General features: G+C 72.3%; 9 protein-coding genes and 1 pseudogene. 5 read left to right on the top strand and 5 right to left on the bottom strand.

Translation table 11 applies throughout. The features are described from left to right. The first annotated feature begins 4 nt into the window (after nt 1–4). Nucleotides 5–2,046: pseudogene (locus E2E34_RS00880) on the top strand (CocE/NonD family hydrolase). Between the two features lie 105 nt (nt 2,047–2,151). On the opposite strand, the gene E2E34_RS00875 reads toward E2E34_RS00880, so the two are convergent. Continuing rightward, nucleotides 2,152–3,693, bottom strand: coding sequence for an extracellular catalytic domain type 1 short-chain-length polyhydroxyalkanoate depolymerase (locus tag E2E34_RS00875; RefSeq protein ID WP_208765107.1), 1,542 nt, complete (start codon nt 3,691–3,693; stop codon nt 2,152–2,154). Between the two features lie 432 nt (nt 3,694–4,125). On the opposite strand from E2E34_RS00875, the gene E2E34_RS00870 reads away from it, so the two are divergent. Then, nucleotides 4,126–4,572, top strand: a complete 447-nt coding sequence (locus E2E34_RS00870) for a subtilase-type protease inhibitor (RefSeq protein ID WP_138899962.1) — start codon at nt 4,126–4,128, stop codon at nt 4,570–4,572. A 90-nt stretch (nt 4,573–4,662) separates the two neighbouring features. Here the strand turns inward: E2E34_RS00870 and E2E34_RS00865 are convergent, their stop codons facing one another. Next, nucleotides 4,663–5,415 (bottom strand): transglutaminase domain-containing protein, encoded by a 753-nt coding sequence (locus E2E34_RS00865; RefSeq protein WP_138899961.1) that lies wholly within the window; start codon nt 5,413–5,415, stop codon nt 4,663–4,665. 309 nt (nt 5,416–5,724) lie between these two features. Here E2E34_RS00865 and E2E34_RS00860 point away from each other — a divergent pair, with 309 nt between their 5' ends. Continuing rightward, the gene (locus tag E2E34_RS00860; protein ID WP_425573378.1) at nt 5,725–8,550 is read left to right on the top strand and encodes a PQQ-dependent sugar dehydrogenase; all 2,826 of its coding nucleotides are present in this window, start codon (nt 5,725–5,727) and stop codon (nt 8,548–8,550) included. Nucleotides 8,551–8,570: 20 nt separating this feature from the next. Further along, nucleotides 8,571–10,334 carry a ThuA domain-containing protein gene (locus tag E2E34_RS00855; RefSeq protein WP_138899960.1) on the top strand — a complete coding sequence of 588 codons (1,764 nt, stop codon included), beginning with the start codon at nt 8,571–8,573 and terminating at the stop codon, nt 10,332–10,334. Nucleotides 10,335–10,358: 24 nt separating this feature from the next. Here the strand turns inward: E2E34_RS00855 and E2E34_RS00850 are convergent, their stop codons facing one another. Further along, nucleotides 10,359–12,479 (bottom strand): SpoIIE family protein phosphatase, encoded by a 2,121-nt coding sequence (locus E2E34_RS00850; RefSeq protein WP_138899959.1) that lies wholly within the window; start codon nt 12,477–12,479, stop codon nt 10,359–10,361. 197 nt (nt 12,480–12,676) lie between these two features. Between E2E34_RS00850 and E2E34_RS00845 the strand changes: the two genes are divergently transcribed. Beyond that, nucleotides 12,677–13,612 carry a DUF3048 domain-containing protein gene (locus E2E34_RS00845; RefSeq protein WP_138899958.1) on the top strand — a complete coding sequence of 312 codons (936 nt, stop codon included), beginning with the start codon at nt 12,677–12,679 and terminating at the stop codon, nt 13,610–13,612. A gap of 84 nt (nt 13,613–13,696) precedes the next feature. Here E2E34_RS00845 and E2E34_RS00840 read toward each other — a convergent pair whose 3' ends face one another. Both E2E34_RS00840 and E2E34_RS00835 read right to left on the bottom strand, forming a co-directional pair. Further along, on the bottom strand, nt 13,697–14,272 hold the full coding sequence (locus tag E2E34_RS00840; protein ID WP_138899957.1) for a TetR/AcrR family transcriptional regulator: 576 nt from the start codon (nt 14,270–14,272) through the stop codon (nt 13,697–13,699). 556 nt (nt 14,273–14,828) lie between these two features. Further along, nucleotides 14,829–15,923 carry a carboxylate-amine ligase gene (locus tag E2E34_RS00835; protein WP_138899956.1) on the bottom strand — a complete coding sequence of 365 codons (1,095 nt, stop codon included), beginning with the start codon at nt 15,921–15,923 and terminating at the stop codon, nt 14,829–14,831. Between the last annotated feature and the right edge of the window lies 1 nt (nt 15,924).

Genomic DNA, 15,924 nt, shown 5'->3' with positions numbered 1-15,924 from the left:
CCGTATGCGTTTCGTGAGCAATCTGCCGCACGCGACGAAGGAAGAAGAACACGTCGTCGTCCCCATGTCCGACGGCACGCACCTGTCGGCCCGCGTCTGGCGTCCGGTCTCCTCGGACGAGGAGCCCGTGCCGGCGGTCCTGGAGTACATCCCGTACCGCAAGCGCGACCTGACCGCGGTGCGCGACTCGATCCACCACCCCTACATCGCGGGCCACGGCTACGCCTGCGTGCGGGTGGACCTGCGCGGGACCGGCGACTCCGAGGGCGTGCTGGCCGACGAGTACCTGGAGCAGGAGCAGGCCGACGCCGAGGAGGTGCTCGCCTGGCTGGCGGAACAGCCCTGGTGCGACGGCTCCACCGGCATGATGGGCATCTCCTGGGGCGCGTTCGCCGCCCTCCAGACGGCGGCCCGGCAGCCGCCGAGCCTGCGCGCGGTCGTCATCGCGTCGTTCACGGACGACCGGTACGCCGACGACATGCACTACATGGGCGGCGCGATGCTGTCGGACAACCTCGCCGAGGCGGGGACCATGTTCGCGTATGCCACGTGCCCGCCGGACCCGGCGGTGGTCGGCGACCGCTGGCGCGACATGTGGCACGAACGGATGGAGCACACCCGCCCGTGGGTCCTGGAGTGGCTGCGCCACCAGCGCCGCGACGACTACTGGCGGCACGCCTCGGTGTGCGAGGACTACACGGCCGTACGCTGCCCGGTCCTCGCGTCCAGCGGGTGGGCCGACGGGTACTCCAACGCCGTGACACGGCTGCTGGGGAACCTGGACGTGCCGCGCAAGGGGCTGATCGGGCCCTGGTCCCACAAGTTCCCGCACCTGGGCGAGCCCGGGCCGGCCATCGGCTACCTCCAGGAGGTCGTCAAGTGGTGGGACCACTGGCTGAAGGGCGTCGACAACGGCGTCATGGACGGGCCCATGCTGCAGACGTGGATGCAGGAGAGCGTGCCGCCCTCCACCTCGTACGAGGAGCGGCCCGGCCGGTGGGTCGGCGAACCCGAGTGGCCTTCGCCGCACATCCGCCCCGTCGCGCATCCGCTGCTGCGCCACCGCATCGTCACGCCGGCCGACGCCGCCGGGCCCCTCGGAGACGACGCCGGCGAGGCGATGACCGTGCAGTCACCGCTGTCCGTCGGGCAGTTCGCCGGCAAGTGGGCGTCCTACAACGCCCCGCCGGACCTGCCGTACGACCAGCGCGAGGAGGACGGCGGGTCCCTGGTCTTCGACACCGGGGAACTGAGCGAACCGGTCGAGATCCTGGGCTCCCCGACGGTCGAACTCGACCTGTCCGTCAGCGAACCGGTGGCCACGGTCGCCGCCCGCCTCTCCGATGTGGCACCCGACGGCCGGGCCACCCGGGTCACGTACGGCGTGCTGAACCTGACGCACCGCGACGGCACGGGCGAACCGAAACCGCTGGAGCCGGGGCGGCGCTACCGCGCCACGGTGCAGCTCAACGGCGTCGCCCAGGTCTTCCCGCGCGGCCACCGCATCCGGCTCTCCCTGTCGACGTCGTACTGGCCGCTCGCCTGGCCGCCGCCCCGGCCGGTCCTGCTCAGCGTCCACGAGCGGTCGAGCACCCTGACGCTGCCGGTGCGCCCGGTGGAGGAACCGGACGAGCTGCCGCAGCGCCCCTTCGGCGAGCCCGAGGGCGCCCCGCCGCTCGCCTCCACCCGGCTGTCGGCCCCCGAGCAGCGCTGGGAGGTCAAGCGCGACCTCATCGGGTACGAGTCCGCGCTGGAGATCGTCAAGGACCGGGGCACCGTGCGGATCGACGACATCGGGCTGGACGTGGGCTGTCGCGCGTACGAGCGCTACACCGCCACCGCCGACGACTTCACCTCGGTGGGCGGCGAGTCGGCCTGGACGATGCGGTTTCGCCGGGACGACTGGGACGTGCGGGTGGAGACCCGTACCCAACTGCGGTGCAGCGAGAGCGAGTTCTTCGTGGACGCGACGCTCGACGGGTACGAGGGCGAGCGGCGGGTCTTCTCCCGCACCTGGAACGAGACCCTGCGAGGGACCTGCTGTGACCGGTCCCCGCCAGGGGTGATGCGCACGGTACGGCGCGGCGTGGTGGAGGCACCACGCCGCGCCGCGTCATGCCCGCCCCGCAGCCCGGCGCGTGCCCGGTGCCGTCACTCCCACTCCACCGTGAGAGTGGCCGCCGCCCCCGACTTCACGAACACGTACGCGGTGGCGGCGGGGGCGGCGGCCAGGCGCAGGCGCACCTGGGTCGTCCCCGTGGCGTTCACCGCCGTGAAGTCGCCCGACGTGGCGGCGCCGGAGGTGAACCGGCCGATCTCCGCCACGCCGGACGCCGAGGCGGGGGCGTTCCAGTCGTCGGCCCCCGTCGCGCACCCGGCGCCGAAGCAACCGGAGGCGACGTCCACGAGCATCCGGTTTCCGGCCGCCCAGGGGTCGCCGCTGCCGGAGGCGTGCGTGACGGTGAGGTAGGCGCGCCGCACGGTGGCCCCGTCCGGGACCGCCGAGGTGTCGAAGGAGAGCAGGGCGCGGTTGTGCAGCCCGTCCGCGCCCCTGCCGACCGCCACGCCGTGGCTGGACTCCAGGGTCCCGACGGCGGCCCCACCGCCGGTCGCCGAGGCCTTCACGTATCCGTCGTCCGCCGCCCGGCTCGGCAGCACGGCGCTCTTGGTGCCGCCTCCGGGTGACCCGGCGCCGTCGAGACCCCAGAACCGGCCGATGCGGTACGAGGCGCACAGGTTGACGTCGAGGATGTACGCGCCGGCGACGCCGCACTGCTCGGCGCCGGAGCCGGGGTCGACGGGCTGGCCGTGGCCCATGCCGGTGATGGAGTACGTCTCGACGACGGGGCGTCCGGCGCTGTCGTGGTAGACGGCGTGCGGGTAGCCGCCGACGGTGTCGGTGACGTCGGCCGTGGTGTCCGTGCCGTGGACGCCGGTCCACTGCTCGACCGTCTCCCTCATGTTGGCGGGGACGACGGTCGCGTCGCTCGTGCCCTGCCAGACGGAGACGGTGGGCCACGGTCCCGAGTAACCGGGGTGCGCGGCGCGGACCTTGTCGCCCCAGGCCGAGGGAGAGAGGTCCGTGCCCGGGCTCATGCAGGTGTACGCGGCGGCGACGGAGGTGGCGCAGGCGTACGGGAGGCCGGCGACCGGCGCTCCGGAGGCGAAGACGTCGGGGTACGCGGCGAGCATGACGTTGGTCATGGCCGCGCCGGCGGACAGCCCGGTGGCGTGGACGCGGGCGGGGTCGCTGCCGAGGTCGGACTTCATCCGGTCGGTCATCTGCTTGATGGACAGCGCCTCGCCGGAGCCGCGCCGGATGTCGGCCGGCTCGAACCAGTTGAAGCAGGAGTTCAGGTTGTTGGCGGACTGCTGCTGCGGCAGCAGGAGCGCGAAGCCCCACCGGTCGGCCCAGGCCGTCCAGCCGGTCTCCGCGTCGAAGGCGGCGGCCGACTGCGTGCAGCCGTGCATGGCCACGACGAGGGGCCGCCCGGCCGGCAGCCCGTCCGGAACGTACCGGAACATCCGCAGCGCGCCGGGGTTGGTGCCGAAGCCGGTGACCTCGGTGAGCGAGGCGGCCCGGGCGGCGGGCGCGAAGGCGGTCCAGCCGGTGCCGAGCAGCGTGGCGAGCAACGCCAGCAGCACGGCGACGGCCGGGAGTCTCTTCGTCGTCGGGGGCGGGTTCGTATACATGGCGGCTCCTTCAGCGGGTCTCCCCGTCCGGGAGTCGGACTCTAGGGCCGTAGGCAGGCCGCGCAGGACGGGGCGGCGCCACCGTCACCGGCGGCGCGGGGTGTGGTCCGCACACGTTGTCGTCTGCCACGGAGCAGCCCCCGGAAGCGATGGTTTCCGGTCGAAGCGGCGTACGTGAAGAGTGAACCAATTCAGAGAAAGTGCAGCTCAGGCGTTTGTTCTGCGTTATACCACCGCCGGATGTCCACATGATGGACACCCCTGCGAGTGACATGCACACCGCCCCCGAGCTGCCCGAACGACCATTCGGTCAGGCCACTCGCCCCGCTTGCGGCCGGAATGAGCTGATCAGTGTGCGCTCACTGTCCGCGTCAGCAACACTCCTCACCGCAACACCTCCGCAACTCATTCGCAATCAAAGGAGTTTTCTTCATGCGTCGCATCCGGAACACGCTCGGCGCCGTCGGCGCGGCCACGGCCATCGCCCTCACGGGCGCCGCCACCGCGACCCCCGCGCACGCGGAGCCGGCCGGTACGACCAGCCTCTACGCTCCGTCCGCCATAGTGCTCACCGTGGGCACGGGCGAGGAAGCGGGCACGGCGACCGTCGCGCGAGCCGTGACGCTCAGCTGTGCGCCCACGTCCAACGGCACACACCCCGCGCCCGAGGCCGCCTGCGCCGAACTGCGGGCAGCCGACGGCGAGTTCTCCGGCCTCGTCGACACGTCACCGCAGCGGATCTGCACCCGCGAGTGGGACCCGGTCGTGATCACCGCCCAGGGCGTGTGGCAGGGCAAGCCGGTCTCCTGGTCGACCACCTTCGGCAACACCTGCCTGATGGAGGCCGGACTGGCCGAGGGGGCGCTGTTCGCCTTCTGACCGTACGGTCCACACGCGAGGGGGCGCCTCGGCCGGTGAGGGGAAACCGGCCGGGGCGGCATGGCGTGCGGACCCGGAGGCCGCCGGCCGTCAGGCCGCGGAGCGGCGGCCCAGCACCCAGCCTCCGGCGATCCTGGCCGGCGGGCACAGCGTCTGGCCGTGGGCCGCGAAGAGTTCGTCCCGCGAGGAGAACCGCCCGAGGTCCCGGCGCACCACCGCCGACAGATCGAAGGACGAGCAGCCGTCCGCTCCGCAGGTCGAGCCGTCCCAGTCCACGGCGGTGGAGGCCAGGGCCTCGAAGAGCGTCTGCGACCCCGTGTTCGTGAAACCCGCCGGACTGGCCCCCGCGAGGGCGCCGAGGGGCGCGTACAGCTCGGACACGCCGACCCACTCCCGCCCGAGCCGGAACTCCGGCCAGGCCAGCACGACCGTGTCCGGCACCAGGCGGCGCAGCCGGGGAAAGCGCGGGTACCAGAACGAGCCGTCGATCAGCAGGCCCCGTACCCGGGTGGGGATTCCCGCCGCGCGGGCGACCGCTTCCAGCACCGCGAGACGCTGGCTGCACGATCCGCGGCGGCGCGCCAGCGTCAGCGAGGCGGACTGCGCGTCGTCGAGGGCGTAGACCGCGTGCACCCGGTCGCTGATCAGGCGGTGCGCGGCGAGCAGCAGCGGGTGGTCACCGGCCTGGGAAGCGGTGGACCGGGCGTCGGCGAGCAGCCGCTGAACGCGCTCGTGGCGCCAGTCGAGGATCGCGGTCGGGGCCACGGATCCGGCCGCCCCGTCGGCCGGGTCCGCGGCGGGCCGCCGGTGTCGCCACCACGGGGTCAGCACGATGCTCGTCATGGCCGGATCGTACGGTCCGCCGCCACGGGCCGGGACACCGGGCCGCCGCGGCCCGCCCCCGGAAAGCCGCGGCCGCTTTGTCCTCACCGGGGAAGAAGTTGCGAAAGCGGCTGCGAAAGGGGTTACGCGCGGGGACAAGGGCCGCTAACTTCCTTGCAACGAACCGGACATGGAGACGTGTCCGGCGCACCTTCCGGCGCGACGGCGCGCGCCTGGCTCCCCCCGGCGGGACTCATTTCCCGGTCCGCCGGGCACCCCCACCCCCTCTGGGAGACTTCTGTGCGCAAAAAACCGTTCAGACTCCGCCATATCCCCGCATTCCTGCTTACCGCACTGCTCACCGCCGGCTTCCTCGCCCCCGCCGGGCCCGCCTCCGCCACCTCGCGGCACACGGACCGCGAGGTGGCGAAGGCCGCCGCGGCCGAGGAGTTCCAGCAGGTCACCCTGGCCAAGGGCGTCGCGGAAACCGGTGAGCCCATGACGATGGCGGTCCTCCCCGACCGCTCGGTGCTGCACACCTCGCGCGACGGGACGCTGCGGCTGACGGACGCGGCCGGCACGACGAAGATCGCCGGCAAGGTCGACGTATACAGCCACGACGAGGAGGGCCTGCAGGGCATCGGCGTGGATCCCGGCTTCACCTCCAACCGCTTCGTCTACCTGTACTACGCCCCGAAGCTCAGCACGCCCGGCGGCGACGCCCCCGGCGACGGCACGGCGGCGGACTTCGCCCCCTTCGACGGCGTGAACCGCCTCTCCCGGTTCTCCCTCACCGCCGACGGCACCCTGAACCTCGCGAGCGAGAAGAAGATCCTCGACGTACCGGCCTCGCGGGGGATCTGCTGCCACGTGGGCGGCGACATCGACTTCGACGCCCAGGGCAACCTGTACCTGACCACCGGGGACGACTCGAACCCCTTCGCCTCCGACGGCTACACGCCGATCGACGAGCGCGCGTCCCGCAATCCGGCGTACGACGCCCAGCGTTCGGCCGGAAACACCAACGACCTGCGCGGCAAGGTGCTGCGCATCAAGGTGAACGCGGACGGCTCGTACTCCACCCCGACGGGCAACCTCTTCGCCCCGGGCACCGCGAAGACGCGCCCCGAGATCTACGCCATGGGCTTTCGCAACCCGTTCCGGATGAGCGTCGACAAGGCCACCGGAACGGTCTACGTCGGCGACTACGGGCCCGACGCGGGCACGGCGAGCGCGGCCCGGGGCCCAGCGGGCCAGGTCGAGTTCAACCGCGTCACCAAGGCCGGCAACTACGGCTGGCCGTACTGCACCGGCAAGAACGACGCGTACACCGACTACAACTTCGCCACCGGGACCTCCGGTACGAAGTTCGACTGCGCCGCGCCGAAGAACACCTCGCCCCGCAACACCGGCCTCACCGACCTGCCCCCGGCCCAGCCCGCCTGGATCCCGTACGACGGCGGCTCGGTGCCCGAGTTCGGCAGCGGTTCCGAATCCCCCATGGGCGGACCGGTCTACCGGTACGACGCCTCCTCCACCTCGGCCGTGAAGTTCCCGCAGAGTTACGACGGGAACTTCTTCGCCGGTGAGTTCGGCCGCAAGTGGATCAAGCGGATCGCGCAGGGAGCCGACGGCACGGTCCAGTCCATCAACGCCTTTCCCTGGAACGGCACCCAGGTGATGGACTTGGCCTTCGGCCCCGACGGCGCCCTGTACGTCCTCGACTACGGCACCGGTTACTTCAACGGCGACGCGAACTCCGCGCTGTACCGCATCGAGCACGTCACCGGCGGCCGCTCCCCCGTCGCCCAGGCCAAGGCCGACCGCACCTCCGGGAAGGCGCCGCTGGCGGTGGCGTTCTCCTCCGCGGGCAGCACCGACCCGGACGGGGACCCGCTCACGTACGCGTGGAAGTTCGGCGACGGCGGCACCTCGACCGCCGCGAACCCGTCCCACACGTACACGGCCAACGGCCAGTACACCGCCGAGCTCACCGTCTCCGACGGCACCGGCAGGAGCGCCACCGCGTCGGTGCGGATCACCGTCGGCAACACCGCGCCGACCGTGAAACTGGAACTCCCGGTGGACGGGCGCATCATCGACCCGGGCGCGGCCGTCCCGTACCGGGTGACCGTGACCGACCCCGAGGACGCCTCCGTCGACTGCTCGAAGGTGAAGATCACCTTCATCGTCGGACACGACAGCCACGGCCACCCGCAGACCTCCGCGACCGGCTGCTCCGGCACCGTCCAGACCATCGCGGACGGGGAGCACGACCCGAACGCGAACATCTTCGGCGTGTGGGACGCGGAGTACACCGACAAGGGGGCGAACGGCCAGCCCGCGCTCACCACCCACGCCCAGCACATCAGCCAGCCCAGCCACCGGCAGGGCGAGCACTACGGCGACTCCTCGGGCGTCCAGGTCGTCAGCCACACACCGGCCCACGGCGGCAGGACCGTCGGGTACATCGACAACGGCGACTGGATCTCCTTCAAGCCGTACGCCCTCGACGACGCCACCCGGTTCACCGCGCGGATCGCCTCGGCCGGCGCCGGCGGGACGATCGAGGTACGGGCCGGCTCCCCCACCGGCACCCTGCTCGGCACGGCGACCGTGCCCGTGACGGGCGGCTGGGAGACGTACCAGGAGGTCAGCACCGCGCTGACCAACCGCCCGGCGGGCACGACCACGCTGTACCTGGCCTTCAAGGGCGGCGCCGGCGCGCTGTTCGACGTCGACGACTTCCGGTTCACCACCGCGGGCGCCGGTGAGCGCACGGGTCAGGTGAAGGGAGTCAACAGCAAGTGCCTGGACGTCGCGGGCGGAGCCTCCGCCGACGGCACGCAGGCCCAGCTGTGGACCTGCGGCAGCGGCGGCGGACAGCAGTGGAGCGTGCCCGGCGACGGAACGCTCCGCGCGCTCGGCAAGTGCCTGGACATCAGCGGCGGCGGGAGCGCGGACGGCACGAAGATCCAGCTGTGGACGTGCAACGGCACCGGCGCCCAGCAGTGGCAGCCCCAGGCCGACACGACCGTACGCAACCCGCAGTCCGGCAAGTGCCTCGACGCGGAAGGCGGCACCTGGAACGACGGCACCCGCGTCCACCTGTGGACCTGCCACACCGGCGCCAACCAGAAATGGACCCTGCCGTAGCAGGAGAGGAGGCAACCGATATGCGCACCACTCTCACCCGCACCGTCTGCCGGCTCGCGGCGGCGCTGCTGCTCTGCGCGTCCGCCGCGCCCGCCGTGGCCGCGAGCGACCGGGCACCGGCCGAGCCGGCCAGGACCGCTGTCCGTGCCGCCGTGGCGGACCCGGCGTACAAGGTCCTCGCGTTCTCCAAGACGGCGGGCTTCCGCCACGGTTCCATCGACGACGGCCTGGCCGCACTGCGCGAGCTGGGCGGCGCGCACAACTTCACCGTCGACGCCACGGAGAACTCCGCGGCCTTCACCACCGCCAACCTGGCCCAGTACAAGGCCGTCGTCTTCCTTTCCACGACCGGGGACGTGCTGAACGGCACCCAGCAGACGGCGTTCGAGCAGTACATCAAGGGAGGGGGCGGCTACGTCGGCGTCCACGCGGCCGCCGACACGGAGTACGACTGGCCGTTCTACGCCGGACTCGCCGGAGCGCTGTTCCACTCACATCCGCACAACCAGACCGCGACCGTCAGAGTGGAGGACCGGGCCCACGACGCGACCGCTCATCTCGGCGCCACCTGGCAGCGCTTCGACGAGTGGTACAACTACCGCACCAACCCCCGTACGACGGCCCGGGTCCTGGCCTCCCTCGACGAGTCCAGCTATACGGGCGGCACGATGTCGGGCGACCACCCGATCTCCTGGTGCAAGGGGTACGAGGGGGGCCGGGCCTTCTACACCGGCGGTGGTCACACCGACGAGTCGTACACCGAACCGGCCTTCCGCAGGCACCTGCTGGGCGGTGTGCGGTGGGCGGCGGGGATGACGGAGGCCGACTGCCGCCCGGAGACGGGGTACACACCGCTGTTCGACGGCACGGGAACGGCGGGCTGGAAGCAGGCCGGACCGGGTTCGTTCACCCTGGCCGACGGGACGCTCACGTCGCAGGGCGGGCTGGGCATGCTGTGGTACTCAGCCAAGGAGTTCACCGGCGACTACTCCCTGAAGCTCGACTGGCGGGCGGACGGCGACGACAACTCGGGTGTCCTGCTGGGCTTCCCGGCGTCCGACGACCCGTGGTCCGCGGTCGACAACGGGTACGAGATACAGATCGACGCCACGGACAGCGCCGACCGGACGACGGGATCCGTGTACGGGTTCAAGTCCGCCGACCTCACCGCCCGTGACGCCGCGCTGAACCCGCCCGGCGAGTGGAACACGTACGAGATCCGCGTGACCGGTGAGCGGCTGGAGGTCTTCCTCAACGGCCGCAAGATCAACGACTTCACCGGCACCGACCCCGCCCGGAGCGTGCGCCAGGGACACATCGGCCTGCAGAACCACGGCGACGGCGACCAGGTGTCGTTCCGCAACGTCCGGATCAAGACCTCCGGCGGTACGCCGCCGGGCCCGCGCACCGGAGCGATCAAGGGGGTCAACGGCAAGTGCGCGGACGTCGCGGGCGGCGCGTCCGCCGACGGCACCCAGGTCCAGCTGTGGACGTGCGGCGGCGCGGACGGGCAGAAGTGGTCCCTGCCGGGCGACGGGACGATCCGCGCGCTGGGCAAGTGCCTGGACGTGAGCGGTGGCGGGAGCGCGGACGGCACCAAGATCCAGCTGTGGACGTGCAACGGCACCGGCGCCCAGCAGTGGCAGCCCCAGGCCGACACGACCGTACGCAACCCGCAGTCCGGCAAGTGCCTCGACGCGGAAGGCGGCACTTGGAACGACGGCACCCGCGTCCACCTGTGGACCTGCCACACCGGCGCCAACCAGAAGTGGACCCTGCCCTGAGGGGCCGGGGCGCCCGGGGCGAGCTCAGGCGCCCCGGTCCATGACCGTGGCCCGGGCGATGAGCAGAGCGACGTCGTCGTGGTCCCCCGGGTGACGCAGGGCGTGCAGCAGCAGGTCGCAGGTCTCCTCCAGGGACCCCGGCGGATCGCCGAGGTGGGTGAGGAGGTCGTTCAGCCGGTCGTCGATGGCCTGGTCGCGCGTCTCGACCAGGCCGTCGGTGTAGAGGACCAGCCGGTCGCCCGGGTTCAGCCGCACGGCCGTGGTGTGGAAGGTGACCTCGCCGACGCCCAGCGGCGCTCCGGTGGGCAGGTCGAGCAGCTCGGGCGGCCGGCCGGGGCGTACCAGCACGGGTGCCAGGTGGCCCGCGTTGGACAGGAGGCACTGGGCGCTGTGCGGGTCGTAGACGGCGTAGATGCACGTCGTGATCGTCTGCCCCATGCGGTCGGTGATGCGGTCGAGGTGGTGCAGCACCTGGTCCGGGGGGAGGTCGAGTTCGGCGAGGGTGCGGGTGGCGGTGCGCAGCTGGCCCATCGTGGCGGCGGCGCTGATGCCGCTGCCCATGACGTCACCGACGACGAGCGCGCTCTTGTCGCCCGTCAGGGGTATGACGTCGAACCAGTCCCCGCCCACCTCGTCGGCGGCCTGCGCGGGCTGGTAGCGGCTGGCGATCTGCAGGCCGGGCTGGGCCGGCGGCCGCTCGGGAAGGAGGCTGCGCTGCAGGGTGAGGGCGGTGTTGCGCGCCTGGCGGTACCAGCGGGCGTTGTCGATGCACACGGCCGCCCGCGCGGCCAGCTCGCCCGCGAGCACCTCGTCGTCGGCGCTGAAGGGTTCCGGGTTGCGGGTGCGCTTGAGGTCGAGCGCGCCGAGGACCGTACCGCGCGCGATCAGCGGCACGGCCAGGTAGGAGTGCAGCCCCGCGCCGGCCAGCAGCTCGGCGGCCTCGGGGCTGCGGGCGATGGACGGCAGGTCGTCGGGGCTCACGTGGGCGACGCGCACGGGGTGCCCCGTGTTCACACACCGGGTGACGAGCCGGTCGGCCTCGTACCGGGCCACCTCGCCGGGCGGATCGGCGGCCCGCACCGCCTCGCTGGGGTAGGCGCTGGCCACGGCGAGGGCCCGGAACACCGCGGGCCCCGTCTGCGCCGTGACCGCCGCTCGGCCGTTCAGCACACTGTCGAGGACGTCCACGGCGGCCACGTCGGCGAGCTCCGGAACCGACACGTCCGCCAGCTCACGGGCGGTCTCGTCGAGGTCGAGCGTGGTGCCGATGCGAATGGAGGCGTCGGCCACGAGCGACAGACGCTGGCGGGCCTGGGCGGCCTCGATGGTGGCGCGCCGCCGCTCGGTGACATCCACGACGGAGGTGGCGACGCCGAGCACCTTCCCGTTGGACCCCTCCAGCCGGTAGAAGGACACCGACCAGGCCTTCTCCCGGTCGGGGTCGGCGGCGACACGTCCGACGGACTCCCGGTCGACGATCGGCACGCCGGTGTCCATCACCTCCCGCATCGCGGCCTCGATGGACTCGGTGTCCAGGAACGGCAGGGCCTCGTGGACGGTGCGGCCGACGTGCTCGGCGGCGGACAGGCCGTTGATGCGCTCCAGCGCCGGATTGACCGTGACGTACCGCAGATCGGTGTCGACGACCGCGAGGCCGATCGGGGACTGGGCGACCAGCCGGGTGGTCAGCGCGAGGTCCTGCTCCAGCCGGTGCAGCGTGGCCTGGTCGGTTGCGAGGCCGAGGGCGTAGAGGTCCTTGCGGTCGTCCTCCAGCCTCATGTTGCGGAACTCCACCAGCCGCGTACTGCCGTCCCGGTGGCGCATCGGGAAGACGCCCGCCCAGTCGGCGCCGCCCGCCATGACCTCCCGGAACAGGCCGTTCACCAGGTCCAGGTGCTTCTCCTGGACCAGCAGCCGGCCCGCGAACCGGCCGAGCGCCTCCTCGGCGGAGTAACCGAACAGCTCCTCGGCCTGCGGGCTCCACAGCACGATCCGCCCCCGCGCGTCCAGCACCACGGCCGCGACGCTCAGCAGATCCAGCAGGCCGCCCGGCGCGGACGGGGCGCCCCCGGCCTGTTCGAGGGCGGACGGGGCGACGCCCCCCGCCTGATCGAGGGGGGCGGGCACGGGGTCGGTCGCGCGCATCCCGGGCTCCTTCCGCCCGCCGCCGTTGTCTCCCATCCTCTCCTACCCAGGATGCGCCTTCATCCCCTGCGCCGCCCCAACCCGTCGCCGCGCGGGCGAACCGACAACCCCCCGGACAGCGTGATGATGGACAAGGGAGCTGTGTCGCCGCGCGGCACGCCCGGCGCGCTCCCCGGTCCGACCGGAAGGTGGCAGCCATGCCCGTGACCCGTGCGAAGAGATCAGCCGCGGCCACGCTCGCGACGCTGACGCTGCTGCTCGCGGCGGCGTGCGGGGGCGGGGGCGGCGGAGGTACGGCGGACACGACGTCACCACCGGGCGACCGCGTCCTGGCGGTGAAGATCGACAATGTCGGGGCCGCCCGGCCGCCGACGGGCCTGGAGGAGGCGGACCTCGTCTACCTGGAGCAGGTGGAGGCGGGGCTCAGCCGCATACTGGCCGTGTACTCCTCCCAGGTGCCGTCCGTCGTCGGCCCGGTGCGCAGCGCCCGCGAGACGGATCTGGAACTGCTGCGGCAGTTCAAGAAGCCCACCCTCGCCTACTCCGGCGCGCAGAGCAGGCTCACGCCGCTCATCGAGGCGGCGCCGATCGACGCGCTGTCCCCGTCCGAGGCCCCGGGCGCGTACTTCCGCGGCGGCGACCGGCCCGCGCCGCACAACCTGTATCTGCGGCCGGGCGACATCCCGTACCGCGCGTCCGGTACGAACGCCGCCGAGGACATCGGGCTGAGCTTCGGACCGGCACCGGCCGGCGGTTCGCCCGTGGGAGAGCGGACCGTGCGCTATCCGGCGGCGAGCTTCACCTTCACGTGGTCGGCCGGCGAGAAGCGGTGGCTGGTGACGATGGACGGCTCTCCCGCGCGGACCGCCGCCGGGGGCCGGCTCGCCGCGGCCTCCGTGATCCTGCAGGAAGTGACCGTACGCCCGTCCGACTTCGGTGACCGCTCGGGCAACAGGACGCCGTTCACGGAGACCGTGGGCTCGGGCTCGGCGACCGTACTGCGCGACGGGAAGGCGTACGAGGCGCGGTGGTCGAGGGACGACGCCGCTTCCGGCACCGTGTTCACGGCGCCCGACGGCAAGCGCATGGCGTTCGCCTCCGGGCAGACGTGGATCGCGTACGTCGCACGCTGAGCGCGCGGGCCGCCCGTTCGATCACGCCGGTGGCGCCGGGTCACAGCGGCAGGGGCGCCGCTCACGCCGGTGCGGCGCGAAGGGTCACGGCTGTACGACGCGTTCGACGGCGGCGACGACGAGTGCGTCCCGCTCGGCCTCGGAGAACACCCCTGGCAGCGTGAGCTGTTCGACGATCAGCCAGTTGAACGCCAGATACAGCAGCCGGACGGCGGTCACGTCGCCGGGCAGTCCCGACTCCTCGTGGTAGGCCACGTTGGCCTCGATGTCGGCGCGGACGCGTTCGGTCAGCACCGCGCTCAGGCCGGGGCGCCGGGTGGCTTCGAGGCGCAGTTCGAGCAGGGCGAGGTATCCGGTGCGAAAGCCGCTGACCCGCCCGACCAGCTCGCGCATCAGCTCGACGTACGTGGCACGGTCGGATGCGCCCGCCCGCTGCCTGGCGATCGTCTCCTCGTCGGGCTGGAGCCGTTCGTAGACCCGGGCTCCGGCCTGGGTGAGCAGGGCGTCGCGGTTGGCGAAGTAGTTGGAGGCGGTGCCCGCGGGCACGCCGGCCTCGGCGTCGACGGCCCGGAAGGTCAGCCCCCGGGCGCCCTCCCTGGCCAGCACCTCGATCGCGGCGTCCACCAGGGCGGCCCGTCGCTCGTCGTTCCTGCGCACCACTGAGACCACTCCATCCGCAGTACTACACCCACAGCACTGCACGCAGAGTACTGCAGGCGAGACACCCGGCGGACGGCCGCCGGAAAGAGCCCGGGACAGAGAGGGACCCCGGTGCGTCCGGCACCGGGGCCTTAGGGGTTCAACACCATCTATCGGCGCTGGGCGCCGACTCTCGTTGTTCCGCACGTCCGCCGGGAAGGCCGGAAGTGCGGGGATTTCGGATGCCTGACCCGGGACCACCTTCCAATCCGGGGTCTGCGGTACCTGGGTCGACCACTGATGACTCAGGTGCTCCTGATGGCGTCTGCTCCTCCCTTTCCGATCCATTCCAACGGTCTCACTCGGTGTGCGGCGCCGTGTCGGCCGCACGCGCCGGTCGTCTGTGCCGCGCTGTGCTGACTTCGTTGGTTACGTCAGAAACTCTAATCACCGTGGTCGCGGATGTCTACCATCGCCACGACAGATATGTGGTGAGGGAGCGAACGGCCCAGACCGGTCCCGGCGGTTCCGGGCGCCACGGGCCGCCCTCGCGCACCAGGACATGAGGAGGCCCGGATTACTGAGGCGAGCCCTGCATGGTGACCAGGTCGGTCAGCGCCCGTATGCCGCCCTCGGCCAGCGTCCGGCGCTGGAGGTCCGCCGAGGTGCCCTGCTGCAGGAGCCGGTGGACCAGGGAGCCGACCTCCCGTGCGTCGCCCGATTCCTCCAGGGCGGGTGCGATGTGGTCCATCAGCTGAGCGATCACGTCGCCCGCGCTGCGCAGCCTGCCGTCGGGGGCCACCAGCGAACCGCTGATGCCGTCCCGCGCGGCGTACCAGTTCGCGCCGTGCAGCAGCTCCGGAGCGCACGCGGTCAACGGGACACCGGCCTTCTCGTCGCTGATGGCGGTCGCGACCAGCGCGCGCACGATCCCCGCGAACATGACCGCTTCGTCGGCCTTCAACTGCACGTCCATGCACCGCACCTCGATGGTGGGGTACTTGTCGGACAGCCGGGCCTGCCAGTAGATCTGCCCGGGGTCGGTGATGATCCCCGACGTCAGCAGTCCGCGGACCCGCTGCTCGTGGTCGGCCAGGCCGTCGAAGTGCGGCGGGGGGCCGCTGACCGGCCAGCGCCCGAAGATCACGGTGCGCCAGCTGGAGAACCCGGTGTCGTGGCCGTCCCACACCGGTGAGTTCGCCGACATGGCCACCAGGACGGGCAGCCACACCCTGATCCGGTTCAGTACGGCGACGCCCATCGCCGGGTCGGACACGGCCGCGTGCACGTGCATGCCGTTGACCAGCTGCTCGGCGACCAGCTGCGGAGCCTGGGTCTGTATGGCCAGATACCGCGGGGACCGGGTCACCGGCACCGGCGCCACCTCCCGGAACGGCGCCGTGGCGCACGCGGCGAGCCGGCAGCCGAACTCCTCGGCCGCGGCGCCGACCGCGTGACGCAGGCGCAGCAGATGACCGCCGACCTCCTCCAGGTCGGTGCACACCGGAGTCGCGACCTCCACCTGCGCCTGGAGCAGCTCCGCCTGCACCTCGCGGCGGTCCACGACCGGCTCCAGGCCGGAGCACCCGCGCACCTCCTCGGCCAGCGGCATCGGCAGGCCCGAGTCCGGGTCGAGAAGGAGGTACTCCTCCTCGACCCCCACAGTGATCACG

This window comes from Streptomyces albidochromogenes, from assembly GCF_005981925.1.
Taxonomy (GTDB): domain Bacteria; phylum Actinomycetota; class Actinomycetes; order Streptomycetales; family Streptomycetaceae; genus Streptomyces; species Streptomyces albidochromogenes.
The sequence above is the reverse complement of the archived record's forward strand: the minus strand, read 5'-3'. Positions and strand labels throughout refer to the sequence as shown.

What these genes read in the sequence shown, in the direction of transcription:
- E2E34_RS00865 (WP_138899961.1), bottom strand. Translation starts at nt 5,415, where the DNA reads ATGACGAGCATCGTGCTGACCCCGTGGTGGCGACACCGGCGGCCCGCC.
- E2E34_RS00850 (WP_138899959.1), bottom strand. Translation starts at nt 12,479, where the DNA reads ATGCGCGCGACCGACCCCGTGCCCGCCCCCCTCGATCAGGCGGGGGGC.
- E2E34_RS00875 (WP_208765107.1), bottom strand. Translation starts at nt 3,693, where the DNA reads ATGTATACGAACCCGCCCCCGACGACGAAGAGACTCCCGGCCGTCGCC.
- E2E34_RS00870 (WP_138899962.1), top strand. Translation starts at nt 4,126, where the DNA reads ATGCGTCGCATCCGGAACACGCTCGGCGCCGTCGGCGCGGCCACGGCC.
- E2E34_RS00855 (WP_138899960.1), top strand. Translation starts at nt 8,571, where the DNA reads ATGCGCACCACTCTCACCCGCACCGTCTGCCGGCTCGCGGCGGCGCTG.
- E2E34_RS00845 (WP_138899958.1), top strand. Translation starts at nt 12,677, where the DNA reads ATGCCCGTGACCCGTGCGAAGAGATCAGCCGCGGCCACGCTCGCGACG.